Origin of the sequence: Adhaeribacter terrigena (assembly GCF_016623615.1) — a bacterium.
In the GTDB taxonomy this organism is placed as follows: Bacteria; Bacteroidota; Bacteroidia; order Cytophagales; family Hymenobacteraceae; genus Adhaeribacter_A; species Adhaeribacter_A terrigena.
On sequence record NZ_JAEHFX010000010.1, the window covers coordinates 107,536 to 131,669 of the forward strand.

19 protein-coding genes, 2 tRNA genes and 1 pseudogene are annotated in these 24,134 nt (G+C 45.9%); 10 read left to right on the forward strand and 12 right to left on the reverse strand.

Annotation, left to right across the window (positions count from 1 at the left end; genetic code table 11):
* Positions 1-154: 154 nt before the first annotated feature.
* Positions 155-607, reverse strand: coding sequence for a YsnF/AvaK domain-containing protein (locus I5M27_RS16665; protein ID WP_200507468.1), 453 nt, complete (start codon positions 605-607; stop codon positions 155-157).
* 172 nt (positions 608-779) lie between these two features.
* Here I5M27_RS16665 and I5M27_RS16670 point away from each other — a divergent pair, with 172 nt between their 5' ends.
* From I5M27_RS16670 to I5M27_RS16695, 6 genes are all read left to right on the forward strand, one after another.
* Positions 780-1,004 (forward strand): BatA domain-containing protein, encoded by a 225-nt coding sequence (locus I5M27_RS16670; protein WP_200507469.1) that lies wholly within the window; start codon positions 780-782, stop codon positions 1,002-1,004.
* Between the two features lie 138 nt (positions 1,005-1,142).
* On the forward strand, positions 1,143-2,093 hold the full coding sequence (locus tag I5M27_RS16675) for a DUF2382 domain-containing protein (RefSeq protein WP_234462569.1): 951 nt from the start codon (positions 1,143-1,145) through the stop codon (positions 2,091-2,093).
* Between the two features lie 370 nt (positions 2,094-2,463).
* Positions 2,464-3,858 carry a type III PLP-dependent enzyme domain-containing protein gene (locus I5M27_RS16680; protein ID WP_200507470.1) on the forward strand — a complete coding sequence of 465 codons (1,395 nt, stop codon included), beginning with the start codon at positions 2,464-2,466 and terminating at the stop codon, positions 3,856-3,858.
* Between the two features lie 320 nt (positions 3,859-4,178).
* Complete coding sequence (gene aqpZ, locus I5M27_RS16685) at positions 4,179-4,889, forward strand: aquaporin Z (RefSeq protein ID WP_200507472.1); 711 nt, start codon at positions 4,179-4,181, stop codon at positions 4,887-4,889.
* A gap of 171 nt (positions 4,890-5,060) precedes the next feature.
* Positions 5,061-5,828 carry a hypothetical protein gene (locus tag I5M27_RS16690; RefSeq protein ID WP_200507474.1) on the forward strand — a complete coding sequence of 256 codons (768 nt, stop codon included), beginning with the start codon at positions 5,061-5,063 and terminating at the stop codon, positions 5,826-5,828.
* Positions 5,829-6,268: 440 nt separating this feature from the next.
* Positions 6,269-6,709: an SRPBCC domain-containing protein gene (locus tag I5M27_RS16695; protein WP_200507475.1), complete on the forward strand. Its 441-nt coding sequence runs from the start codon at positions 6,269-6,271 to the stop codon at positions 6,707-6,709.
* An 82-nt stretch (positions 6,710-6,791) separates the two neighbouring features.
* On the opposite strand, the gene I5M27_RS16700 is transcribed toward I5M27_RS16695, so the two are convergent.
* Complete coding sequence (locus tag I5M27_RS16700) at positions 6,792-7,166, reverse strand: Fur family transcriptional regulator (RefSeq protein ID WP_200507476.1); 375 nt, start codon at positions 7,164-7,166, stop codon at positions 6,792-6,794.
* Positions 7,167-7,327: 161 nt separating this feature from the next.
* On the opposite strand from I5M27_RS16700, the gene I5M27_RS16705 reads away from it, so the two are divergent.
* Positions 7,328-8,236, forward strand: coding sequence for an NAD(P)/FAD-dependent oxidoreductase (locus I5M27_RS16705; protein WP_200507478.1), 909 nt, complete (start codon positions 7,328-7,330; stop codon positions 8,234-8,236).
* A gap of 86 nt (positions 8,237-8,322) precedes the next feature.
* Here the strand turns inward: I5M27_RS16705 and I5M27_RS16710 are convergent, their stop codons facing one another.
* The 5 genes from I5M27_RS16710 to I5M27_RS16730 all read right to left on the reverse strand — a co-directional run bounded on the left by I5M27_RS16710 (position 8,323) and on the right by I5M27_RS16730 (position 16,108).
* Positions 8,323-9,696, reverse strand: a complete 1,374-nt coding sequence (locus tag I5M27_RS16710) for an MBL fold metallo-hydrolase RNA specificity domain-containing protein (protein WP_200507480.1) — start codon at positions 9,694-9,696, stop codon at positions 8,323-8,325.
* Positions 9,693-12,350 carry a cation-translocating P-type ATPase gene (locus tag I5M27_RS16715; RefSeq protein ID WP_200507481.1) on the reverse strand — a complete coding sequence of 886 codons (2,658 nt, stop codon included), beginning with the start codon at positions 12,348-12,350 and terminating at the stop codon, positions 9,693-9,695. Before I5M27_RS16715 ends, I5M27_RS16710 begins: the two co-directional genes overlap by 4 nt.
* Positions 12,337-13,209, reverse strand: a complete 873-nt coding sequence (locus tag I5M27_RS16720; RefSeq protein ID WP_200507482.1) for a restriction endonuclease — start codon at positions 13,207-13,209, stop codon at positions 12,337-12,339. The genes I5M27_RS16715 and I5M27_RS16720 overlap by 14 nt, the downstream gene beginning before the upstream one ends.
* A 1,140-nt stretch (positions 13,210-14,349) precedes the next feature.
* Complete coding sequence (locus I5M27_RS16725) at positions 14,350-15,489, reverse strand: site-2 protease family protein (protein ID WP_200507484.1); 1,140 nt, start codon at positions 15,487-15,489, stop codon at positions 14,350-14,352.
* A complete protein-coding gene (locus I5M27_RS16730) occupies positions 15,479-16,108 on the reverse strand; it encodes an HAD family hydrolase (RefSeq protein WP_200507485.1) in 630 nt (209 codons plus the stop codon). The genes I5M27_RS16725 and I5M27_RS16730 overlap by 11 nt, the downstream gene beginning before the upstream one ends.
* Positions 16,109-16,192: 84 nt before the next feature.
* Between I5M27_RS16730 and I5M27_RS16735 the strand changes: the two genes are divergently transcribed.
* Positions 16,193-16,266 (forward strand) — tRNA-Ile (locus tag I5M27_RS16735).
* A gap of 251 nt (positions 16,267-16,517) precedes the next feature.
* On the opposite strand, the gene I5M27_RS16740 is transcribed toward I5M27_RS16735, so the two are convergent.
* The gene (locus I5M27_RS16740; RefSeq protein ID WP_200507487.1) at positions 16,518-18,233 is read right to left on the reverse strand and encodes an amidohydrolase family protein; all 1,716 of its coding nucleotides are present in this window, start codon (positions 18,231-18,233) and stop codon (positions 16,518-16,520) included.
* A gap of 477 nt (positions 18,234-18,710) precedes the next feature.
* Here I5M27_RS16740 and I5M27_RS16745 point away from each other — a divergent pair.
* Positions 18,711-18,784: transfer RNA gene (locus I5M27_RS16745), tRNA-Met, on the forward strand.
* Between the two features lie 158 nt (positions 18,785-18,942).
* Here I5M27_RS16745 and I5M27_RS18900 read toward each other — a convergent pair.
* Positions 18,943-19,118 (reverse strand): annotated as a pseudogene (locus I5M27_RS18900) (IS982 family transposase); the annotation flags it as partial.
* Between the two features lie 139 nt (positions 19,119-19,257).
* Here I5M27_RS18900 and I5M27_RS16750 point away from each other — a divergent pair.
* Positions 19,258-19,722, forward strand: coding sequence for a hypothetical protein (locus I5M27_RS16750; protein WP_200507489.1), 465 nt, complete (start codon positions 19,258-19,260; stop codon positions 19,720-19,722).
* Between the two features lie 441 nt (positions 19,723-20,163).
* Here I5M27_RS16750 and I5M27_RS16755 read toward each other — a convergent pair whose 3' ends face one another.
* The 3 genes from I5M27_RS16755 to I5M27_RS16765 all read right to left on the reverse strand — a co-directional run bounded on the left by I5M27_RS16755 (position 20,164) and on the right by I5M27_RS16765 (position 23,900).
* Positions 20,164-21,120: a phospholipase D family protein gene (locus I5M27_RS16755; protein ID WP_200507490.1), complete on the reverse strand. Its 957-nt coding sequence runs from the start codon at positions 21,118-21,120 to the stop codon at positions 20,164-20,166.
* A 98-nt stretch (positions 21,121-21,218) separates the two neighbouring features.
* Complete coding sequence (locus tag I5M27_RS16760) at positions 21,219-22,106, reverse strand: phosphorothioated DNA-binding restriction endonuclease (RefSeq protein ID WP_200507491.1); 888 nt, start codon at positions 22,104-22,106, stop codon at positions 21,219-21,221.
* 99 nt (positions 22,107-22,205) lie between these two features.
* Positions 22,206-23,900: an FAD-dependent oxidoreductase gene (locus I5M27_RS16765; protein ID WP_200507492.1), complete on the reverse strand. Its 1,695-nt coding sequence runs from the start codon at positions 23,898-23,900 to the stop codon at positions 22,206-22,208.
* Positions 23,901-24,134: the final 234 nt, after the last annotated feature.

The following is a 24,134-nucleotide window of genomic DNA, read 5'->3' on the forward strand; positions in this document are numbered from 1 at the left end:
CAACCTTATTCGAATAAAATTCGCGGCAAAAACAGGTAAAACAAAAAGCCTCCGGCAGCATAGCACCGAAGGCCTGTAGAGAAGATCATACGAACTGAAATTTAAAGCTGAAAATCCGAAAGTTCACCAGTTATCAGCCTAAAAACCCAAAGCATTAAGCCTGGTTGGGAGAATCAGGATCCGGCTTGTTAACCGGCTCTATCCGGATCTCGTTCTGCCGGTCTACCTGTATTTCTTCTTTGCGCAGAGTAATCTTTTGCGGGTTAGCCGGCGTTTCGGTGCGGTGGCGCGTTACCCGCACTTCTTCTACCAGCCGGAGACGTTTTACCAGTACTTCTTCCAGCACCGGGTAAATGGTTGTATCGCCCTCCTGCCGTACCTCCGGAATAACTTCTACAAACTGATCAATGGGTACGTGTTCTACAGTAACGGTTTCGTGGATCAGGGGCGCATGAATTTCGTGTTCTTCTTCGTGCACTTTTTTTAAAAGGCGCAAGTTACCCGTCTCAACAATGCGTTTATCTATTTTTAATTGCTCTTCTATTATTGGTAGCTTTTCCGTTCTTTCGGAACCTTCCTGATTAAATTCTTCCGGGTGCTTTTCCATATGCTTTACGTTTAGCCTGCCCTATCCTTACGACCAGCAGCTGTGCGGGTTTAACATACCAGAACCACGAGCAACTATTTAATTTTATCAAGATAAAATATAAAAACTTAATGCTGAAGCTGCCGTAAATTGGCGGGTATAAACCTTGATTTTTCACTAAACCCTAAAACAGATGGCTGAATTACATGTACAACCAAAACGCAGCAACCCCTGGTGGTTGTGGTTGATCCTTGCCCTGGTAGTTATCGGCTTGCTTTATTATTTCCTGCGCGACCGTGGCACCACGGATATGAATGACCGGGATGAAATAGAGCGTGACACCACTGGCAACACTACGGCGCTGGTTACCCCGCTGGAAACGCAGCCATTTTATTCAGAATTTAAAAGAATTGCCTGACCTGCCGTTGCCGGGCATTATAATGAAAGGAATTAGTTTTCCCATCTGTTCAATTCCCGGTCCTTCCCTGCTTATCAATTGTGTAAAAGAGCCCGGCTCATGTGCTCTTTCGTGTAACTATATTAAAAGGAATAACCAATGGATCAGAATACCCATAACCGCTTGCTTAGCTTAAGCGAAAGCAATTTTGAAATTGCCGATAACGAACCCAAAATAGTTGGCTGGACCATAAAAGACCAGCAGGGCCGCACAATTGGCGAAGTAGAGGATCTGCTTTTTGATGCCGAATCCCGGCAGGTGCGTTACATCGTAATGGATCTGGAAGGCAATGCGCTGGATCTGGAACCCCGCGACGTTTTAGTACCGATCGGGCTTGCCGAATTACACCCTTCTGACGATGATGTGATCTTGCCGGGCGTTACTGCAGAACACCTTCGGGCCTTGCCTTTATACGAAAAAGGCAAATTTACCCGCGAAATGGAAACTGCCGTGGTAAACACGTACCGGGGCGCGACAGGAGCCGGAACCGATCCGGACTTTTACAAACAGGAACATTTCGATGAAGATAAAGCTTTCAGAAACCGTTCCGGCAGCAGAACAGACGCAGTTCCGGTAATTGAAGAGCAAATGAAGGTTGGTAAAAAAGAAGTAGAAACCGGCGCAACCCGGCTTCGGACCCGCATTGTAGAAAAACCGGTTCAGGAAAATGTTACCCTGCACGAAGAACACGTAAAAGTGGAACGCAACCCGGTAAACCGTCCGGTAACGGATGCTGACATCAAGACCTTTAAAGAAGGCGAGATCGAGATCAAGGAACACGCCGAGGTACCGGTGGTAGGCAAAGAAGCGCGCGTTGTGGAAGAGGTTAACCTGAAAAAAGAAGTAACCCAACGGGATGCTACGGTGGAAGGCACCGTTCGGAGCACGGAAGTAAAAGTGGAGAGCACCAACCCGAACATGCCGCCTAACCAGCAGCCCCCTAATTCCCCGCCTAATATGAATCCGAATCCGAACCGGAATCCGAATGACCCGAATAACCCAAATGACCCGAATCATCCGGATAACCTCAATAATCCGAACCGTACCTGATCAGGTTTACCGGAAAAAGATAAGGCAGCTCTTTAGAGTTGCCTTTTTTATTGCCGTTGTTTTTAAGGAATTTCTATTTTGATTTTATCTTCCGTTTCTTTCAAAACGGCATCTGGAATGGCCAAATAATGAATTGGGTTTTTTCTTAAGTTGATGGCCTTGGGGGTGGTTTTACGCAAGCAGAATAACGCTACACTTTTTCCCTTCAAAACCCTACCGTTTCCGCGTGTAAAAAATCCTGTCCATCTTAAAAATCCTGAAAACCGGGTGCAAAAAAAACCTGCCGGATAACGATAATAATTTTAACTCGTTTTAGGTTAGTTGTTCATACCTTTGTACCGCAAATTTTTGCCTTAACCACAACCAGTAAATGGATAAATACATCGATCTGATCAATCAGACGTTCGATTTCCCGACCGAAGAATTCCGGGTGGAAAACAACGAGCTTTTTTTCAATGAGATCCCCATGATGGAGATCGTGAAGGAATACGGCACGCCGCTACGCCTCACGTATCTGCCCAAGATCAGTTCCCAGATCCAGAAAGCCAAGCTGCTCTTTAAAGAAAGCATGGAAAAACTGAATTACCAGGGAAGTTATACCTATTGCTATTGCACCAAATCGTCGCATTTTAGTTTTGTGCTGGAAGAGGCGCTGAAAAATAATATTCACATCGAAACGTCTTCATCCTTCGATATTCCGATCATCCGGTCGTTGTACGAAAAAGGCAAAGTAGACAAAGATATTTTTGTGGTTTGTAACGGTTACAAGCGTGAGCTGTACCGCAACTACATCACCGAAATGATCAACGACGGTTTCCACCACGTAACGCCGGTTATCGATAACCTGGAGGAAATTGACCATTACATCGAGCACGTTACGCAGCCTTGCCAGCTGGGCATTCGCGTAGCTTCCGACGAGGAACCGAAATTCCAGTTCTATACCTCGCGCCTCGGCATTAATTACAACGATGTACTGAAGCTGTATAAAAAGAAGATCAAGGATAACCCGAATTTCCAGCTGAAAATGCTGCATTATTTCATTAATACGGGCATTAAAGATACGTCGTATTACTGGAGTGAATTAAGCCGCTTTGTGCACAAATACTGCGAGCTGAAAAAGATCTGTCCGGAATTAGATACGATCGATATCGGCGGCGGTTTCCCGATCAAAACTTCCATCCAGTTCGATTACAATTACCGTTACATGATCGAGGAAATTCTGCGCACCATCCAGCGGATCTGCAAGGAAGAAGAGGTGCCGGAACCGAACATTTTCACCGAATTCGGGATCTATACCGTGGGTGAAAGCGGCGCGCACGTGTACTCCATCCTGGATACCAAACTGCAGAACGACAAGGAGCTTTGGTATATGATCGACGGGTCGTTTATTACCAATCTGCCGGACACCTGGGCTTTGAACCAGCGTTATATTCTCATGGCCATAAACCAGTGGGATAAACCGTACCAGCGCCTCAACCTCGGCGGCCTCACCTGCGACAGCCAGGATTACTACAACTCCGAAATGCACTCGTTCCAGGTGTTTTTGCCGAAGTTCAAAAAGCAGGAAACCGAACCGCTTTACATCGGCTTCTTTCATACGGGCGCCTACCAGGAAAGCCTCAGCGGCTACGGCGGCATCAAGCACTGCCTCATCCCGTCGCCAAAACACGTGATCATCGACCGCGAAGAAGACGGGACTTTGAAAACGTGGTTGTTTGCGGAAGAACAAACGCAGGAATCGATGCTGAAAATTCTGGGATACTAATTTGGTCGCTGGTATCAGGTAACTGGTATCCGGATTTTTTTTAAAAACGCTATACTTTTCTGATGAAAAAGTATAGCGTTTTTTTATGCCCCGAACTTAAACATTCTGGCAGCCAAACAATTATAGTTACGTTACCTGCAATTCCCAAACCAAAGGCTATCGTTAAAAACTAACTTCCTGCCTTTGCAGGAAACATGTAACAGTTTAATCGGCTTCAGGAATTGCTTTTGGTTTAAATACAGGCAGGTTCATGAATTCAACAACGCGTTCCTATACTTTTAAGCCCGATCAAAATTCATGAATACTATAAAATCAGAAAAATGAAAAAAGCAGCAGCAGAATTTATTGGAACCATGTGGTTAGTTTTAGGTGGCTGCGGCAGCGCAGTTTTAGCGGCGGCCTTTCCCGAATTGGGAATTGGGTTCGTGGGCGTTTCCCTGGCTTTTGGTTTAACGGTACTTTCCATGGCCTACGCCATCGGTCACATATCGGGTTGCCATTTAAACCCGGCCGTTTCCATTGGTTTATGGGTGGGCGGACGCTTCGATAAAAAAGACCTTTTGCCTTATATTGTAGCCCAGGTTTTAGGCGGCATTGCCGGAGCCGGCATTCTTTACCTGATTGCCAGCGGCAAACCGGGTTTTGAGCTCGGTGGTTTTGCGGCCAACGGCTACGGCGAACATTCGCCCGGCGGTTACTCGTTAACGGCCGCGCTGGTAACCGAACTGGTGATGACGTTTATGTTTATTTTCATCATCCTGGGTTCTACCTACCCGAAAGCGCCGGCCGGCTTAGCGGGCATTGCCATCGGTCTTTGTTTAACGCTGGTGCACCTGATCAGTATTCCGGTTACCAATACCTCGGTTAACCCGGCGCGGAGCACCAGCCAGGCCATATTTGTAGGCGGCTGGGCCATAGAGCAGTTGTGGTTGTTCTGGGTAGCTCCTATTGCCGGGGCCATTTTAGCCGGCTTGGTTTATCAATTCATCAGCCCAAATGAGAGAACCGAAACGGTTGTGGTGAAGGCTTGATAAAACTGACACTCTTAACTTAGTACTAGGTTTAGATTAAGTTTCTTAATTGAAACGCTATACTTTTCTGCTGGGAAGGTATAGCGTTTTTTTATTTAGCAACGGCTTTGTTATACATTTAGATTTTATGTTATTTGAATGTAAATCTGTTTCTTAATTAAAAGAAAAAATATGAAAGTATTTAAAACTATTGAAAACACTATTACCATCGCAGGAGAAAAAAGAGCCATCATAAAAAAAGACAATTATGAAAGCTTTTCAGAAAGTATTTTAGGCTTAGGCAATATTGAAAATAAATCCAATCTAATAAACGGTTTAAGTATAATGTTCGACTTAGAGGGGTTTACTAATTTTTGTAAACAAATAGACCCTCAACTTGCTGTACCAGAATATTTGAGCGAATTTTTAAAATGGATTTTCAAACAAATCAGGGAAGAGTTGATTGTACAAGAACATCCCGAAGGTTATGAACTTTATTCAGCTTTTCCATTTTTATCAAAATTCCTCGGTGATGGGTTATTATTTCTTTGGGATACTGAGAAAATGGCGGAGAATGAAATAACCAACATAGTCATTTCTATGCAGATTATTTGTAAAAAATATACAAATGAGTTTTATCCTGAAATTTCAAAAAAAATTGTAGACGCTCCAAAGAAACTAAGATGCGGGATTGCTCGGGGTGCAATTTATTCTGTTGGAAATGGTGAGGATTTTGTGGGGCCATGTATAAATATGTCAGCGAGGTTACAAAAATTATCTACTTTAGGATTTTGTTTTTCTCGTAGAGGAATTAATCCTGATTCAATGTCAAAAAAATGGAGTGAAAAATTTATTACAAAAAAGGTTAATATTAGAGGCATTGGAGAAAATGAAATTGTCGGAATTTTAAAAGAGGAATTTGATAATTTGACGGCAGAAGAAAAAAAGATTTTTAAATAATAAAGCTTATAAAATATTCACCATTATTTTATTTAACTCACCCTGACAATTATAGTCTATCTCCAAAACACTATACTTTCTCACCCAAAAACCATAGCGTTTTTTTATTCCCGAAAATTCCGCAACTCTAAACTACCACCATTTAACCTGCTCTTTGGAGTCTTCCGCAGGAGGACTTCAAAGTTAAAATGAAACAAGCCGTCTCTGACGGCGCTACTACACGCAAATAAACTTCCCGGGAAATCGTGGTGGCGTACGGAAGTCGGAGACTTCCAATTCCATGTATAAGTTTTCAGTCCTCCTCCGGAAGACTAAAAACAGCTACCTGATACTAAACACAGAAGCTAAAACGCTATACTTTCCCACCTTAAAAGTATAGCGTTTTTTTATTCCCGGAAAATTCAGAACTTTAAACTCTAACCACCTCTAAACCAAGTTCTATGAAAAGATTAAACTACACCGTAAGCATCAACGCCCCGAAAGCCAAAGTCTGGGAAACGCTTTTCAACGATGCCACCTACCGCGAATGGACCAGCGTTTTCGGCGAAGGTTCCCGGGCCGTTACTGATTGGAAAGAAGGCAGCAAAGTACAGTTCTTAGGCGGCGATGGCAGTGGCGGCATGTACAGCCAGATCCAGAAAGTTATTCCGAACGAACTGATGGAGATCAAACACCTCGGCGAAATAAAAGACGGCCAGGAACAACCCTCCGACCCCACCACCCACAGCTGGTACGGCGCCATGGAAAACTACCATCTCTCCGAAACTAACGGCGTAACGGACCTGAAAGTTGAAATGGATACTGAAGAAAGCCACGAAGATTACTTCCGGAAAACCTACCCGGAAGCGCTGCAAAAAGTAAAAGAAATTGCCGAAAGGTAATGGATAATCTAAAAACCAATTCTGAAACGCTATCCTTTTTTACCTAAAAAGGATAGCGTTTTTTTATGCCCGAAATTTACCTTTAAGCGCAGGCTTTGCAATAACCCGTGAGCAGGCAATTCATGCTTTCAACCCGGTAACCCGCCGGAATTTTAACCTTCACTTCTTCCTGCAAACATTCAACCTTCTGGCAATTCAGGCAGCGGAAATGAAAATGGTCGTGATGGTGATGCGTTTCCTGGCAACCTTGGCAAAGCGCAAAGTAACTCTTCCCGTCGTCCGAAACGATCTTATGCACCAGGCCATCTTCGCAAAAACTGTTCAGTACCCGGTAAACCGTAACCCGGTCCATGGTTCCTTTCAGGGTTTGCTCGATCAGTTCCTGGCTCAGGGCCGCCTGGGAAGTATTCAGTAAATTCAGGACGGCTTGCTTGGCGGGGGTGTTCCGGCGTTTCATAAATTATTAATGCAATTGAGTTGCAATAATAAAAACAATATTTAACTTTACCAAACCCAAAGGCAGCTATAGCTATTTTCAGCAGAAAAATGCCGAAATAAAGCAAACCTGGTTTACCGGTTTTAGTTCGCCTTCTCCTGTTTAATACCAAATCCAAACCGATGAAAGAAACACTCCTTTACGACGTGATCATTACAGGCGGCAGCTATGCCGGGTTGGCTGCCGCCATGAGTTTAGGCCGCGCTTTGCGCCGGGTCCTGGTTATCGATTCCGGGCAACCATGCAACCGGTTCACGCCGCACTCCCATAATTTTTTAACCCAGGATGGCAAAGTGCCCGCCGAAATAGCTGCACTGGCCAGAGAACAGGTAGCCAATTATAAAACCGTAGAATTCCACGCTGGGCTGGCCGTTTCCGGAACTAAAAACGCTACCGGATTCGAGGTAAAAACCCAAACCGGCGAAACGTTTAACGCCAGAAAACTGATCTTCGCCACCGGTTTAAAAGATCTGCTGCCGGAAATAGACGGGTTTGCAGAATGCTGGGGGAAATCCGTAATTCACTGCCCTTACTGCCACGGTTATGAAGTCCGGAATGAAAAAACTGCCATGCTGGCCAACGGAGATCAGGCTATGCATTACGCCCAACTGCTTCGCAACTGGACAAAAGAACTGACCTTATTAACCAATGGAAAAGCGGACCTGACCGAAGAGCAAAAAGCAAAGTTAAAGCGGAATCAGATAGAATTAATAGAAACCGAAATCCTGAACCTGGAACAGACAGACGGCCAGATCCAACGCGTAGTTTTCAAAGACCATTCCCGGTTGCCGGTAAAAGCCCTTTACCACCGCCCGGAATTTGAGCAGCATTGTAAAATTCCGCAGCAGCTGGGTTGTGAGCTTACCGAAGCTGGCTTTTTAAAAATTGACCCCATGCAGCGAACCACCGTGCCGGGCGTTTATGCCTGCGGCGATAATGCGACGATGAGGGCAGTTGCCATGGCCGTGGGAACCGGAATGGCAACCGGCGCCATGGTGAACAACGATCTTTGCACCGAAGAATTTAACTGATCGGCACGTCATAATTTTGAACTTGAGAAAAAAAATTTTGGATCAACTCTCCGGTCAAACTATAAAGGCCCGGATTCCCGGAGTAATCAGCTTAAATAAACTTCTTCAAACAACTCCGGAATGCGCACATAATACCCTTTTTCGGTTTCCAGTTTGGCTCTGAACGCATCGGCGGCGGTTGGTTCTCCGTGCACGATGAAGGTTTTGCGCGGTTTTTCTTTTAGTTCACTGAGCCAGTTCAGCAAATCATGCTGGTCGGCGTGGGCGGAAAGGCCATTTATTTGCGCGATATGGGCTTTTACCAGGTAATATTCGTTTTCAATTTTTATATCCGGCGCGCCTTCCAGCAATTGCCGGCCGCGCGTGCCCTCGGCCTGGTAACCAACCAGTAAAATGGTGCTGCGGTTATCGGGAAGGTAATGTTTCAGGTATTGCAAAACCCGCCCGCCGGTGGCCATGCCACTGCCGGCAATCACAATTTTCGGGTTCTTATCGGTTACCATTTTCATGCTGTCCTGGTAGCTTTCCAGCACCTTTATTTCGCGCAGCATTTCCGCCGCATCATGGCCCGAAAGTTTGTGCCAGTCGGGGTTTTGCGCAAAGACGGAAAGTACGTTCGTGCCCATCGGGCTGTCCATGTAAAGGGGTAAATCCGGGATCAGGTTTTTCTTGCGGAGTTGCCAGAACAAATACATCAGCATCTGGGTGCGCTCCACGGCAAAACTCGGAATTATGACGGTACCTTTTCGCTTGGCGGCCGCCTGAAGCAATTCCAGTAATTGTTCTTCGGCATTTTCCGGGTGCAGGCGGTCGCCGTAGGTAGATTCGATGAACAGGTAATCGGCGCGTTCGGGTTTTTCCGGCGGAAATAAAAGCACATCGTCGTCGCGGCCAATGTCGCCGCTGAAAACCAGAAGCTTCTCGCCCAATTGCAACTCAATGAACGTAGCGCCGATAATGTGGCTGTTGTAGCGGAACCGTACTTTAATCTGGTCGGAAATTTCGTACCACTGATCCAGCACTTTTTCGGTGAAAAATGGTAGCGTTTCGGCCACGTCTTCCAGGTCGTAAAGCGGCACGGCGGGCTTGTGTTTCGAGAAACCTTTTTCGTTCGCGGCCTTCGCTTCTTCTTCCTGAATTTTACCGCTGTCTTCCAGAATAATTTTAGCGATCTGTAAGGTCAGCGAAACGCCCCAGATCGGGTTGGCAAAACCGGCTTTCACCAGTCTTGGCAAATACCCTACGTGGTCTAAATGGCCGTGCGTGAGCAATACCAGATCGATCGATTTCGGGTCAACAGGAAAGCGGTTCCAATTCAGTTCGCGGAGTTTTTTCAAGCCCTGGAACAAGCCACAATCAACCAGAATGGTTTTGCCAAAGGCTTTGATCAGATATTTGGAACCTGTAACGGTGCCGGCGGCGCCCAGGAATTTTACAGAAATACGATCCGGATTTTTCATTGCTGAATGAGTTTAAATTTTTTGCTGATCTGAATAATAAACAGCGAAGTAAGTACGGCCGCCACCACGGCCAGCCAGTCGGTTACCAACATTTCCTGCATCCCCAGCGCCGCGCGTACCGGGCCAACTAAAGAAGACACGAATACGATCAGCGAACTGAAAAACAGCGCCAGCCATACAAATTTATTGCTTACAATTTCGGAACGGAAAAAGAAACGGTTACCGGCTCCCATGTTAAACACGTGCGTAAGCTGGCAGAAAATTAGCGAATAGAACAGAATATTGTTGTAGCGCCCGGCGTGCCAGTCTTCATTCGGATGCAGTACGTAATGATTTAAATAAACGGCCCCGAGCGCGCAAAGCGAAATAATCGCCGAATAAAAAATGATCGCGATCCAGCGTTGCCGGTCAATAATGGGTTCAGCCGCTTTGCGCGGCGGCTGATTCATAATCCCCGGATTGCCTTCGGTAGCGCCCAAAGCTAATGCCGGCAAAACATCGGTGATCAAATTAATGAACAGGATCTGCAGCGGCAGCAACTGGAACCCTAAATTCAGCACGGCCACCGTGGCGATCAGAAACAATTCACTCAGGTTACAGCTCAGCAAAAAGATCACAAATTTGCGAATGTTCTCAAAGATCACCCTCCCCTGCCGGATCGCCACCACAATAGAAGTGAATTTATCGTCTTTCAGCACCATATCCGAAACATCCTGGGCCACCTGCGTGCCGCGCAACCCCATAGCTACGCCAATGTCGGCTTTTTTTAAAGCGGGCGCATCGTTCACGCCGTCGCCGGTCATGGCTACCACGTTGCCGTCTTCCTGCAGCAATTGCACCAGGTCGAGTTTATGCTGCGGATTTACGCGGGCAAAAACGTTGGCCCCGGCCAGGTAATGGCGGTTTTCCGGCGAAATTTCGGATGCAGGTTTCAGTTCGTTGCCGGTAACCGGCGGGTGGCCGTCAGGAGTATTAATGCCCAGTTCCAGCGCAATTTTATTGGCGGTTGCCGGGTGGTCGCCGGTGATCATAATTACCCGGATGCCGGCCGAAAGACATTCTTTAATAGCCGGCAACACCTCGGGCCGCGGCGGATCTACCATCCCGATCAAACCCGCAAAGATCAGGTTCTCGCTGAGTTTTTTGGGCATTTCGGGTACCGTTTTATAAGCCACCGCCAGCACCCGTAATCCCGAACCGGCCAGTACTTCGCTTTGCTCCAGCCACACTTTTTTAAGCTCCGGCGATAGCGTTTTTACTTCCCCGTGCTCCAGCAAACCGGTGCATTGATTCAGCAATTCTTCGGCGGCGCCTTTGGCAAAAACCATCAGTTCCGGCACTTGCCCGTGCAGCGTAGCCATCATTTTGGTTTCAGAAGAAAAGGGTTCTTCGGCTAGTTTAGGATGTTGCTGCCGCGCTACCACAATGTTGGTTCCGTAATTCCGGGCAAATTTGAGCAAAGCCACTTCTAATGGGTCACCAATTTCCTGCGCATCGGCCCCTTTTTCGGTAATTTCGGCGGTGTTGGTTAAAACCGAAGCGTATTTAATGAAGTTGAAATTCTCGTTCTCGGCGATCTGCGCGTTTTCAGAAATTTCCCAGGTGCCCGATGGCGTGGCCAGCAAAGTAACTTCGATCTTGTTTTGGGTAAGCGTGCCGGTTTTATCGGTGCATATCACGTTGGTGCCGCCCAGCGTTTCTACCGCCGAAAGCTTTTTCACGATCACGTTGTGCCTGGCCATTTGCAGCATGCCGCGCCCCAAAGCCAGCGTAGCCACAATGGGCAAGCCTTCGGGAATGGCGGCCACGGCCAGTGCAATTACCGTTTGCAACATGTGCGCCAGCGGTTGGCCGTTTATCAAGCCGGAAACCAGAATTACAATAGCCAGCCCAATGGTAACCACGATAAGCTTCTTGCTGAATTCGGCGAGTTTTTTCTCCAAAGGTGTGGCCGATTGCTCCGCGTTCTGCACCAGGTTGGCAATGTGGCCGAGCTGGGTTTGCATGCCCGTATGCGAAACCAGTAAGTAAGTATTTCCGCGGGTAACGAAGGTGCCTTTAAACAAATAATTCAGGCGGTCGCCGAGCGGTAAACCGGTTTGCAAAGCTGCTTCGTTTTTTTCTACCGGCACCGATTCTCCGGTTAAAGCCGCTTCTTCCACCTGCAACTGCGAGGTTCTGAAAATGCGCCCGTCGGCCGGAACTACGTCGCCGGCCTCCAGGAAAACTACGTCGCCGGGCACGATCCGACTGGCTTCCAGTTCCTGTAATTGACTATTGCGCAGAATTTTAGCCGGTACCGAAGCAATTTTCTTCAGCGCATCCATCGATCTTCCGGCCTGGAATTCCATGATAAAACCCACCGCCGTATTGATCACGATCACGATGAGAATGGCCATGGCGTTCAGGTATTCCTGGAAGAAAAACGATATGCCCGCAGCCACCAAAAGCAAGTACACAATGGGGCTGTTGAGTTGATCTCCGATCAGGCGCCAAAGGCTGCGTTTCTCCGTTTCTGAAATTTCGTTGAAACCAAATTTTTCCAGGCGCGCCGCTGCTTCCGGGTCCGTTAGACCGGTTTTAAGGTTTGCCTGCAGTTTCTGAGCCGTTTCTTCTGCCGAATATGCACTCAGGTCGGTTTCAATCAATTCCATAAGTAAACAAGTGCTGACTGAGTTGTTCGGCTTCGCTTTTAACTTCCTGCAACCGGTTTCCTTTTATGCCAATCTGCTCCAGGTAAGCCGGGTGCCGGGCCAGTTCGTGACAAAGCACGATCCTGCGGTCTAAAAGCTGCTGCTTTTCGCTTTTGGTTAAGGTAGTAAGCACGGTAAGCGGGTAAAGGCCTTCCGATTCGATCAGATCCTGCAAATTGCCTTTCCGCGGATAATTCCAGCCGACCAGTTTCAGGCCGATGCACTCGCTGTACTGAATGGCATCGGAAGTGAAGCGCGTATTGGTAACCACCCAGCCCTGGTGCAGTTTTTCTTTATGCTCCGCCAGTTCCTTCCAGGCCGCTTTAATGTCTTCGAACCGGGCCTGAATGTAAAGCGGAATTTTTACGTTATTCGTAGCTTCCGGGTGGTTGTGAAACTTACATTCCACCATAAAAATATCGTTCCCCCGGCCAGCCAAAACATCCACTTCATGATTCACGCACCGGCCTTTGATCGTTACCCCGACTTCCACCTTAAAACCCTGGTTCCGCAACACCTCGCCCACAAATTTTTCGAACGGATACCCCGAAGGCCCCAGCTCCATAATACCGGATTTCAACCGGTAACGCGCTGCCAAGGGCCGGGAGCTTCCGCGCAGGATCTTAAATGCCAGCTGGTAGATCTTTTTGGTAGGCATGCCCTCGTAAAGCTGCGGCAGAACCTGCCCCATGATCTTTTCTACGAGTTGTTCCGAAGCCCCGGCGCGTTTAAGCGAATGTTGCAGCTTCTCCGGAGAAAAGGGCTCAATTTCGCCGGTGGATTTGGTGATGTAAGGCAGCGGTAATTCTTGAGTAGCCAAATCAGTTAATTTTAAACAGGAAGCGCTTCAGGCAAATATTAGAAATTTTGAATATGCAACAATAACGCATACCCCGAACTTAAACAACTACGAAATGCAGGCTAAAAAAGGTAATTGGTCAGTTTAAATGTCGGGAAGCAAATAAACATGAAATCAGAATTCCGGCAAATGCCATAACCCTGCAATTGAATACAAAAGCGATCACACGAAATAAAAATGCCAATCATTCCGGCTTCCAGTCCTTCCCAATTTCCGGCCATTGCTGATTTTCAATCATTCCGATCTTTCAATCATTCCGATCTTTCGGCCGTTCCGTTTTTTCGGCCATTTCGGATTTTCAATTATTCCTGATTCTCGCCAATTCCGGCTTCCAGCCATTCCGAATTTCCGGCCATTGCTGATTTTCAATCATTCGGATCTTTCAGCAATTCCAGGTTTTCGGCAATTCCGGATTCCCGGTCATTCCGAGCGAAGCCGAGGAAACTAACGCGTACTCCTATGGAATTCGGGCGAAGCCATGAATTTCTATCGATCAGGTTTTACAGGCGCTTTCGTGCGGCTGCGGTACGCGTAAGTTCCCCCGACAAGCTCGGGATGACGCAACAAATCTAATAAATCCGTAGCCCCACCGTTTCCGATTAAACCACCATTTTCAAACCCTGCCGGTTGATACCAAACCAATAGCCACCAAAAAACGCTATGCTCTCAGCCCCAAAAAGTCAATGGCAATCTTCAAAAACCAACCAAAAGCTTAAAACCCCGAATCCGCGAAAGCCCTTCACCCTTTAAAAATTTGCGATCAAAAACGCTATCCTTTCAGCCTCAAAAAGTAACGGGTAATTTCTACAAAACACCTGGCAGAAACCTTGTCATGGAGCAAAAATATTCCCGGATGAAGAGTTAATTCCACAGGATATTTTTATAGCTATTGCTGTTTCGGACATCCCATTCCGCGTAAAAAAAAATGGAGAAACAGATGCCCCCGGCAGGCAACTTCCGGACAAAGCTGTCCGGCAGAGTAAGAGAAGCAACAGCAAAAAAAAAGCGGACAGGCTTTCAACCCATCCGCCTTAAAATCCTGCCCGGAAATTCAATCCGTGCAATCCAAAAAAACGCTAGGGTTTCAGCCCGAAAAACTGCTTACTCCACCACAAATGGCGTGGGGCTGAAGCATAAAACAAAAAACAGCAAAGCCAGCCAGCCCAGCACTTTCCGGCCGGCAGATAAAGGTCTTTCATCGGGGCAAGGCGGGTGATGCACGCCCAAGGCCCTGGATAAAATAAGCCCGAATACCAACCAGCCGTGATACCCTTCCGCATTCGGAAACACAAAACTGAACGCAAACTGAAAAACCAGCACCCCAAAAGCTAGGGTAAGCGCCTGCGAAAACCGGGGAACAATTTTCTGAAAAACCAGCGGCAAATAAAGAATATAGAGCAATCGCAGCGAATACGGGTCCGACCAGTCGGTTTGGGGCGTGATAATTCCCAGGCCGGCGTAACCAATAAAGAGCACAAAAATTACGGGTGCAACGCGGTTAAAACGTTCGTACCCCAGCAGACCATACAACACGTGCCCGCCATCGAGCTGCCCGACCGGCAACAAGTTCAGCGCCGTAAAAATAAGCGACAGGTAACCCGCCAGCAGAAAAGGATAATGGATCAGTTCGTATTTCGGCGGCAATAAATTCGGGTCGGCTACAAAATTCTCAAAAAACAGGATAAGCAGGTTTTTGCCCAAATAAAGCTGTCCTTCCGAATTCTGATATACGTGCTGCGCATAATCTAGCCCGAATTGCTGGTATTCCGGGTGGATCCGGAAAATATATTCCGGATCGGGCAAATGCGTGTACCCGTAAAAAAGCAAAGGCAGTGCCACCGCCAGACCCGCCAGCGGCCCGGCCACGCCCACATCAAAGAATTCCTTCCGGGAGAAAATGCGGTCCTTGATCTTAATGAACGCGCCCATGGTACCGATGCTGCTGGTAATAAAGAAAAACATCGGAATGTAATACGGCAGCGTAACCCGGATCTTGTAAAACCGCGCCGTAAAATAATGCCCAAATTCATGCACCGTCAGCACCCCCAGAAACGACAACGAAAACATGAGCCCCAGTCGCCAGTCGGCAGCAGAAAAAGTGCCGGTTGAGATAAATCCTTCGCGGTTAAAAAAGAACAGTTTGCCAGTTGCCCACTCGCCGCCGGCCAGCGTGGTGGTGAACAACGTAAGCAAAAACAGGAAAAGGTGCAGGCTGTATTGCCCGGCTTTCTTAAACGGCATCCGCAAAGGCCTGGTTTATGGTGAGTGGCGGCGCCAGGTGCAGGGTCTTGATCCCGATCTTTTCCGCGCTTTCAATGTGCTGAATGCTGTCATCCACGAAAAGCGTTTCTTCGCGTTCCAGGTTGTTTTCCGCAAGAATCTTCTCAAAAACCGAGGCGTTCGGTTTGCGGTCGTCTACCAGGTGCGAGTAATAGCATTTATCGAAAAGTTCGTCCAGGGCGGGCATGCCGTGGCTTTCGTGCACAATTTTATTAAAAGCGATCAGGTGAATGGCGTTGGTATTGCTGAGCAGGAAAAGCTTGTGGTTTTTCCGCAATTGGCGCAGCAGTTCAATGCGTTCCGCCGGAATATCGAGCAACATGGCGTTCCAGGCCGCATCAATTTCTTCGTCGGTGGCATCGAGGTGGTAGTGTTCGCGTACCTTTTCCCGGAATGCTGCATTGCTGATCCGGCCGGTTTCCAGTTCATCGAACAGGGCCGACTGGTTTTTCTGATTGAACTCGATGGTAGCGCCTGCCTGGGAAAGTTTTTTAAAGGCGTCGATGGTTTTTTGATAATCGATGTTGATGATCACGCCGCCAAGGTCGAAGATGATGTTTTTGAAAGTAGCCGGAATCACAGAAATTTTTATTTGATTTGTTGCGAAATTAAGGTTTAATCCGTAGAATTGCACTCCAAATCAGAAAGAACCTTCTTTTCTGACGGGCCTATAGCTCATTCGGTTAGAGCAACTGACTCATAATCAGTAGGTGCTTGGTTCGATTCCAAGTGGGCCCACCTGAAGATCAGCCGTTTGCAAGCCAAAACTTGTAAACGGCTTTTTTATTTGCAAGCATGCTGCCTCCCTGGTAGTTTTCTCAAAATACACCAGTCCTCCTGAACTTTGTTGAAGGACCTTGTTGGTCTTCTGCAGTAAAGCCGGCAACAACAGCAATGCCAAACGCCGACGAGTTCTTTCACGACAGATCAACATGAAAGCATCAATTTTGCGCTAACTCCTGATCAGATCAATTAAAAAAATAGCAGGATCATACCATCCCCCACCATCGTTTAATGAAATTCTCCCCGTTGGTATAAAACAACTTATCTAAAACCACTTCCACATTTTCCGTTAAAAGCGAGGGCGTACCGGTAAACGTTTCGCGGTAAGCTTTTTCAGCTTTAGTTAAATAATGCACTAATTCCTTTTTAAAAGCAGGCAACGATTCGGCGGTGCGGGCGGCTTTTATCGAATCTATTAAGCCATCGTAGTCGGTGCCCAGGCAAACAAAATCCCAGCCATCCCGGTTATGCCTTTCGGCTAGTGGTAAGCGGTTTATAACGGCTACAATATGCAGCACATTTAAACAAAACAAATACGTTTCACGCGTTATCCTGCCGGCCAGGCCCTGAAACCTGCCTTCATGAGCGGAAAGAAATACTGGTTCATCGGCGTGATCGGCTTCGTCGGGTTCAGGCTCGAGGTAGTTTAAACGTTGGGCCAGTTCGGGAAAAAAGCGGGCAAAATCTCCTTTCGAAAAATAATCTACTACGGTATATCTTCGCTGGATGATGATGTCGAAACCTAGGATCCGGGCATCCAGGCTGATCCCGATCAGGCCGTCGCTAAGGGCAATTTCGGTAATGTCGTCGTTGCAAAGGTTTATGGTGGCGGGGTTAAAAAATACCTGGCTAAAACCCAGCCCCACCGGAAGCACCCCGGCCATTTGCCGGCTTAATTTCACCCTGATGCTATGCTCATTTCCCTCTTCAACGCCGTACTCTTTTATAAAATTTCCCAGGTCGCGGCTGTCGTAGCCGGTTACGCCCATGTGGGTGGCAACGATGGGCCACAAAGGTTTTTCGTTAAGGCTGGGAGGAGTAAAATCAGCGGGAGGATCATGGAGCAACGTTTTCCGGTAGGCATAAAAATCGCGCCTTCCCTGCAAACTCATGTGCTTGATATCGATCAGGATCGGGGCCTGGTTGGTGTTGGTATTGATGCAGGCATTAATTACCTGTTTGCCCAGGTCGGTCAGGCCATCTGCCTGCGGACGGGCTTCCGGGATATCTTTTACCAGTTTAAAGCCAAAGGCATGGCTGCAAAGGCATTGTTCCTGCACGTGCGACAGGTGGGTGAGCGTGAGGTAAAGAAAATCTACGGATTTATCTTCCCGGTATTTCCGGATCAGGCGGGCCGGATGCGGAATAGCCATGGCTTCGTTAATGCGCAGCTCACAAAAATTGTGACCGCCTTCCACGGCCAGCAACAGGTTCAGTTTTCCGGCTTCAAACCGGGCACCGCCTGCCGCTTTACGGTTTACCAGGTTTATTATTATTGTTTCGGGTTTTGTCAGGGGTAGCAGGCCGGCCGCCCATTTATAAAACTGGAGTTCTTTGGCAAAAAGCTGGTGGTAACTTCCCTGGCTTTCGTTTATAAAATCGAAAAGCCGGTTATCCAGCGGGGCAAAAAGATCGCGCTCGAATAACTCATACTCGAGTAATTTCAGAACGCCTTTCCGGCTGGCAAAAACGTATTCGGTGCTTACAATGGCCGCAACGCCCAAACGATATTCCCCTTTTACGGCTTGCGCGATACTGGCCTGCGTTTCCAGAATGAACCCAACCGCCGCATCGGCCACCTGCCCGATCAAGGGGATCCGGAGCGGGTCGGCATAAGCCCCATTCTGCCGTTTTTCGTCATCGAACTCATGCAGGAAGCGTTTAGCCAGGGGGTGAAAATGAAGATCGAAAACAGCAGCCATGGCAGTATTTTTAATTCATTTTACGTTTTGAAACCGGAATGCGCCTGTATAGCAGGTATCGCTTTCGGAACTTGCAGATACCGGTTCGTAAAGCATATTCCGGTTCGGTATCCAGTAGAAAATGAATTAGAAGGCAGATTGTTTTGTAACTGCAACAATTATTCTGGGTATAGTCTTTTTTGGAATTTACTCGAACTTGATCCAAGAAAGCTACAATTGGGATTCAAACCATTTCCAGGTGATCAAACAACGCGGACTGCTGTTACTTGGCTCAACTAAATGGTTGGCTAGTTGAGGAAAGTTCCTTGAAAGTATTGATAATTTTAGGTGATCTATATTATTACTCACGACTTTGACTTCAAAAATGATGTATTTGTTTATAGAAGGAATCACAGGAGTTTTTGTTTGATTTACTGGGAAACAGACCTTTAATCCGTAGAATTGCACTCCAAATCAGAAAGAACCTTTCTTTTTGACGGGCCTATAGCTCATTCGGTTAGAGCAACTGACTCATAATAAGTAGGTGCTTGGTTCGATTCCAAGCGGGCCCACAAAACAAAAAAAGCCGATCTATTTAATATAGATCGGCTTTTTTTGTTCGCTAACTATTTATTAGGTTTCTGTCTGGAATTAATAAAGTGGTATAAATCGATTCTGTAAGTTTTCTAGCACAAAGGGGACTAATTTGGCGTAGCGCCTAATGTGGGATTTAATTATAAGCGAAAATTAAATAAATAATTTTGGGTATAAATCCTTGAGTGGTTACAGCATGTATCTTTTTAGGGAAGAAATTAGTGATTTCGCTGAATTTGATTCAATACGTTTTCGGAAGTAATTTTTAAGAAAAGCCTGATAGGATTCATTTTTTCTTTTGCTGTTGTTTTCCGTTGCCCCTGCCCAATAAAAAATACAATCACTTAAGAATTAAGCACTTCCACTTAAATTCACTTTGAAATGGGTCCCCACAAAGTCGGGATCTACGTATTTTCAAGGAAAATCTTTGATACTTTTAAATAAAACAGCTATGAAACATCTGCTCGTATTAATCTGCCTGTTCGCAGCTACTGGCTGCAACAGCGAAAACAAAGAAAGAAACCGCCAGGCCGGCCCAAAACATGAAAAGGCCAAACTGATTTCGATGAAGTCCACAAAGGACAATGCTATTGAAACGCTACGAAAAAGTGACTGCTCCAAAAGTGCCGAGGCAGCAGAAAGTGCTTACAAATATGCCAACAAGGCCCTGAATGCGGAGAGTCTTGACAATATCCAGGACAATTCCAAAGATGCCATGCAGGCCTTCGGGGAAGCCCGCAAATATGCCGCAAAATGCGGATGCACCAGAACCAACGAAGTAGCCGATAACGGGTTTATGTTCTCGAAAAAAGCCTACCAATCCGGAAACCTGCGGGATGCGCTAAATTATGCACAGGAAGCCCGTAAGGTTGCCACCGCACTGCTGGTTGTTTCGGATAGCTGCTCTTACAAATAGGAAAACATGACAGGTAGCAAAACCGTTGGTAAAAATTCAAAAGAAGCATTAGATTCCTTTGGTGTGGTTTGGTGGCTTTGGTTTCCAGACCTATCTCGGATTGCTGCTTGCCTTGCATGTGTAAATTTTCAGCATAAAGTGGACTAGTTTGACGTAGTGACTTATGTAGGATTTAGATTTAAAAAGACTGTCTAAATCTCATGAAAATGGAAAAGAAAAAAAATACTATTTTAATATTGTAGGTAATATTAAGGTTAATCTAGAAAAGTATTTACAGAAAGCACATTGTGTTCCGAACAAGATTTCATGATTTAAAAAGCATTGATAATTTTTCCAAATCTTCAATCAATAACATCGATATTTCACTACTTATGCCCACGAAGTAAAAAGCCCTTACAACTGTGAAAGTTGAAAGGGCTTTTTGTTTTGAAATTTATGAAATTAAATTCTAGCAAGTTGTTGTGCTTTTTTCCAGTTTTTATTTAAGATTGGTCGACTGTAGCTTGTTTCGCCATAAGATGGTTCACCGGAATAATGGCAAAAACGTTCCGGGTAATTTTCATTTCCAAATTGATTCCAACTTTGAAAAGATTGATAGCTAAATGGTCGATCTGGGTTAAAAGGAATTTTCTCACCGGTTCTAATGCAATACCCTGGCTCTATTAGTTGGACACTGTAAGTTGTCGTTGTTTCAGATATGGATTTAACAAATTGTGGTTTGACAATTGCCCGGATAGGTTTATCTTCCTGTCGAGAAGGTCTTTCAGAAAATTCAGTTTTATGATCTAACTCTCCTTCATAATCAGAAAGTTTTTTATAACTTTTTGTTAAACTTCTACCTCGGTACAGTTCTTCTGTACAGTCAAAGAGTACCTTTGAATTGATATAATCTTTTGTTAAACCGAAGTTCTTTTTCTGATAAACAGGCCTTTTTACATAAATAACATCATAAATATCTGCTATATCATGAGCGTAATTCCAAACGGCAATATCCGTATTTTTTGAAAGCTTGTTTAGAATGTTATTTTCATATAAAACCCCGAATTCAATATTATGCTTAAAGGAATAGTCATAAAGGTTTATGGAAGTAACAATTCCATAAATTTCATTAGCATAATATTTAGCATGGAGATTTTGAATATAAATAATACTAATATTTTGAAATTTTTTAAAATATTCTAAATCATTTTTATTGAAACTTTTATTCACTTGACCTTCATTTTTTCCAAAGATTATTTTGATATGCAGTTTGGGATTATTAAGGTGCTTATCAAATAATTTCTTAAAATGTTCATCCAGTTTTATATAAGGCGAAACAATTATTAATTGATTTTCTGCATCCCAAATAATTTTATCAACCGCAGTTTCTAGGTCTCTACCAGTTATGAATTTTGCCATAATTCTTTAAGTTTTTGACTTCTCCTTAAAATTTGACTGATTGTTTTAGATAAGTATTTATTTGCAGAAATGTTTTAAACAGGCATCAACAATGATTGTTAATCCCTATACCCGCCTTTAAAGACTTCCTTCACATGCCATTGTAGAAATTCAGGTGCAGGATAATACTTCTTACTTTGCGGTGCTCGTAAGGATTTTCCGTGGTGGTTTATGAGCCACTCATTTGCACCTAGACCATTCACTTCATCCGAAACCAGCATATTTAATTTTTCTCCAATTGTAAATGCTCCTAAGTCGAATAATTTATGATGAGTTGCGCAAAGAGCTAATCCATTAACTTCAATATCTGGCCCACCGGCTTGATGCCACATTATGTGAGCGGCTTCCAAAGCTAAAACTTTATTTTTCAGCCTTACACCAAATCCACAAACGGCACATTGATATTCGTATGCTTTCAAAATAGAATCTCTAAAAAGCGGATCTCTTCTTCTGATTTTAAAAAGTGTTTGAATAGGTTCTATGGTAATGTCTAAACCTACTGCTTCAAGAATATCCTGATGGATTGTCTCCGGAAAATTTTGATTAAGAATAAAAGAAGCGACGTCCTTTAAGAGGTTTGGGTTTTCTATTAATCTTAAGATTATTTCATCTGGAAATTTACCCTCAAGATTATTCGAAATTAGAAAGGTAGTTGAATAATCCTGCTTGGTATTGATCAAGCTTGGTTCATTAAACTGCCACAAATTATCATTAGCCAATCTAATAAATGGGAAGGTTGGATAAACTGTTTTTCTCGAGGGGCCGAAATCAACCAATAAATCACGCAATTTAGGCTCAATCGTACTGAAAGGAATAAAACCTGTATTACCTCTTTGGATTTCAGCCAAAGAGATCAACATCAATAATGGTTTGTGAGGCGCACGAATTCCTTTACTTTTCCAAGTATTGATGTTTTCAAACTGACATAAAATTTCGGAATCTGTCACTGAATTCTATTTTCAGTTTACAATATAGCTTTTTATCTATTTATCTCTTACTATTTATGTTATATTTTTTTTTTAATTAGAAGAGTTTAATTATAGTACTTAAACCTTCTCCACCACCAAATCTGCCAGCGCCTGGTGGATCTGGCTTACGGCCATAGCACCTTCACCTACCGCCGAGGCTACCCGTTTTATGGAACCGGCCCGCACGTCGCCGGCCGCAAAAACGCCGGGAATACTGGTTTCCAGCATCATAGTCGGGCGGTTCAGGGGCCTCGTATTGTCCGAAGCTTCGGGCCCGGTTAAAATAAAGCCTTTGCTATCCAGTTTTAAGCAATCTTTTACAAGTTGGGTGTTCGGAATAGCCCCGATCATGAGGTAAAGGTGGTGGATATTTTTTACTTCCGTTTCGCCGGTTTGCCGGTTTTTCCAGGTTACCTGCTCCAGGAAGCGGTTGCCGGCCAGCGCCGTAACTTCGGTATATGGGTGCAGGGTTATTTTGCCGGACGCGTGGATCCGCTGGATGAGGTAATCGGACATGGTGGCGGCCAGGCTTTCGCCGCGTACCAAAATGTGGACGTGGCTCGCAAAACCCGATAGAAAAACGGCTGCCTGCCCCGCAGAGTTGCCGCCGCCAATCACCACCACTTCTTCGCCTTTGCAAACGGCGCCTTCCATGGCCGTGGCCGCGTAATAAATGCCGGCGCCTTCAAATTTTGCTTCGTTGGGCAGGTCGAGTTTCCGGTACCGGGCGCCGGTAGTTACAATGATGGTTTTGGTCTGGATCTGCTGGTCGTTGTCGAGCTGGAGCTGGTAGGGTTGCTGGTCGCAGTTCAGGCGCTGCACGGTATAGGGCAGGGCAATGGTAGCGCCGAATTTATGGGCCTGCACCTGCGCCCGCCCCGCCAGGTTTTGCCCCGAAATGCCCAACGGAAAACCCAGGTAATTTTCGATCTTGGAGCTTGTGCCGGCTTGTCCGCCGGGGGCTTCGGTTTCTACCAGAATGGTGCTCAGGCCTTCGGAAGAAGCGTAAACCGCGGCCGAAAGCCCCGCCGGACCGGCGCCGATAATGGCTACGTCGTACACGTGGTCGGGCTGGATCTGTTCTACCAATCCCAGGGCCAGAGCCAGTTCCAGGTTAGACGGGTTGCACAAAATCTGTTCTTTATTATGCAGCACTACCGCTGGCAGTTGGGCATTTTCGGAATTGAATTTCTGAAGCAGCTGACGGGCTTTTTCTTCCTGTGACTGCAACATTTCCAGCGGGTAATTATTCTTTTCCAGAAAACGCTCAAGGCGCATAGTATCGGCAGATAGCCCATCGGAAATAAGCATCACAGAAGCCTGGCCCCGGGAAACCAAACCTAAGCGGCGCAGGATGAAAGCTTGCAGAATAATTTCGCCGATGTCGTTTTCGGCCGTTACCAGTTTCCGGAACTGGCTCCGGCTCAGGCGCAGCACCCGGCCGTCCTCGCCCATGCAGCCGCTTACCAGAATTTCGCGATCGTTGAACATATCAAGTTCGCCGGTAAATTCACCTTTTTTATGCACCGTAATGATCTTGGTTCCTTCGGCGGCATGTTCAAAAACTTCGATGGTACCGTGTAGCACAATAAAGAAATCGGAGTGTCGCTCGCCGCGTTTAAAAACCGAAGTTCCTTTGGGCAGGTCTTCCAGTACGCCGTAAGGTTTGGCGCGGTTTATCTGGTCTTCCGAAAGCTCAGGCCAGATCTGGTTAGTGCGGTTATACGGGTCGTCGAAGCCGATTGGCGCCGGTGTGTTGTTCGCTGGATCCATAGGTTTATTACAATGCGGTTAATTTAAAGAATTAAATGCGTCATGCTGAGCTTGTCGAAGAAACTAACTGGTACTATGATGGCATTTAGAGCGAGTGAGCGGAAAACGAAGTTTGGTGCAGTCAAATTCCTTTCGCCCATGTGCGGTACGCGTAAGTTCCCTTCCCAGGCTCGGGATGAAGCAATTATGCTTTAGGATTTCTTTTGATTAAAAGCATTTGGTTTTAATTATGAG

What these genes read in the sequence shown, in the direction of transcription:
- I5M27_RS16665 (WP_200507468.1), bottom strand. Translation starts at nt 607, where the DNA reads ATGGAAAAGCACCCGGAAGAATTTAATCAGGAAGGTTCCGAAAGAACG.
- I5M27_RS16670 (WP_200507469.1), top strand. Translation starts at nt 780, where the DNA reads ATGGCTGAATTACATGTACAACCAAAACGCAGCAACCCCTGGTGGTTG.
- I5M27_RS16675 (WP_234462569.1), top strand. Translation starts at nt 1,143, where the DNA reads ATGGATCAGAATACCCATAACCGCTTGCTTAGCTTAAGCGAAAGCAAT.
- I5M27_RS16680 (WP_200507470.1), top strand. Translation starts at nt 2,464, where the DNA reads ATGGATAAATACATCGATCTGATCAATCAGACGTTCGATTTCCCGACC.
- aqpZ (WP_200507472.1), top strand. Translation starts at nt 4,179, where the DNA reads ATGAAAAAAGCAGCAGCAGAATTTATTGGAACCATGTGGTTAGTTTTA.
- I5M27_RS16690 (WP_200507474.1), top strand. Translation starts at nt 5,061, where the DNA reads ATGAAAGTATTTAAAACTATTGAAAACACTATTACCATCGCAGGAGAA.
- I5M27_RS16695 (WP_200507475.1), top strand. Translation starts at nt 6,269, where the DNA reads ATGAAAAGATTAAACTACACCGTAAGCATCAACGCCCCGAAAGCCAAA.
- I5M27_RS16700 (WP_200507476.1), bottom strand. Translation starts at nt 7,166, where the DNA reads ATGAAACGCCGGAACACCCCCGCCAAGCAAGCCGTCCTGAATTTACTG.
- I5M27_RS16705 (WP_200507478.1), top strand. Translation starts at nt 7,328, where the DNA reads ATGAAAGAAACACTCCTTTACGACGTGATCATTACAGGCGGCAGCTAT.
- I5M27_RS16710 (WP_200507480.1), bottom strand. Translation starts at nt 9,696, where the DNA reads ATGAAAAATCCGGATCGTATTTCTGTAAAATTCCTGGGCGCCGCCGGC.
- I5M27_RS16715 (WP_200507481.1), bottom strand. Translation starts at nt 12,350, where the DNA reads ATGGAATTGATTGAAACCGACCTGAGTGCATATTCGGCAGAAGAAACG.
- I5M27_RS16725 (WP_200507484.1), bottom strand. Translation starts at nt 15,489, where the DNA reads ATGCCGTTTAAGAAAGCCGGGCAATACAGCCTGCACCTTTTCCTGTTT.
- I5M27_RS16740 (WP_200507487.1), bottom strand. Translation starts at nt 18,233, where the DNA reads ATGGCTGCTGTTTTCGATCTTCATTTTCACCCCCTGGCTAAACGCTTC.
- I5M27_RS16750 (WP_200507489.1), top strand. Translation starts at nt 19,258, where the DNA reads ATGAAACATCTGCTCGTATTAATCTGCCTGTTCGCAGCTACTGGCTGC.
- I5M27_RS16755 (WP_200507490.1), bottom strand. Translation starts at nt 21,120, where the DNA reads ATGGCAAAATTCATAACTGGTAGAGACCTAGAAACTGCGGTTGATAAA.
- I5M27_RS16765 (WP_200507492.1), bottom strand. Translation starts at nt 23,900, where the DNA reads ATGGATCCAGCGAACAACACACCGGCGCCAATCGGCTTCGACGACCCG.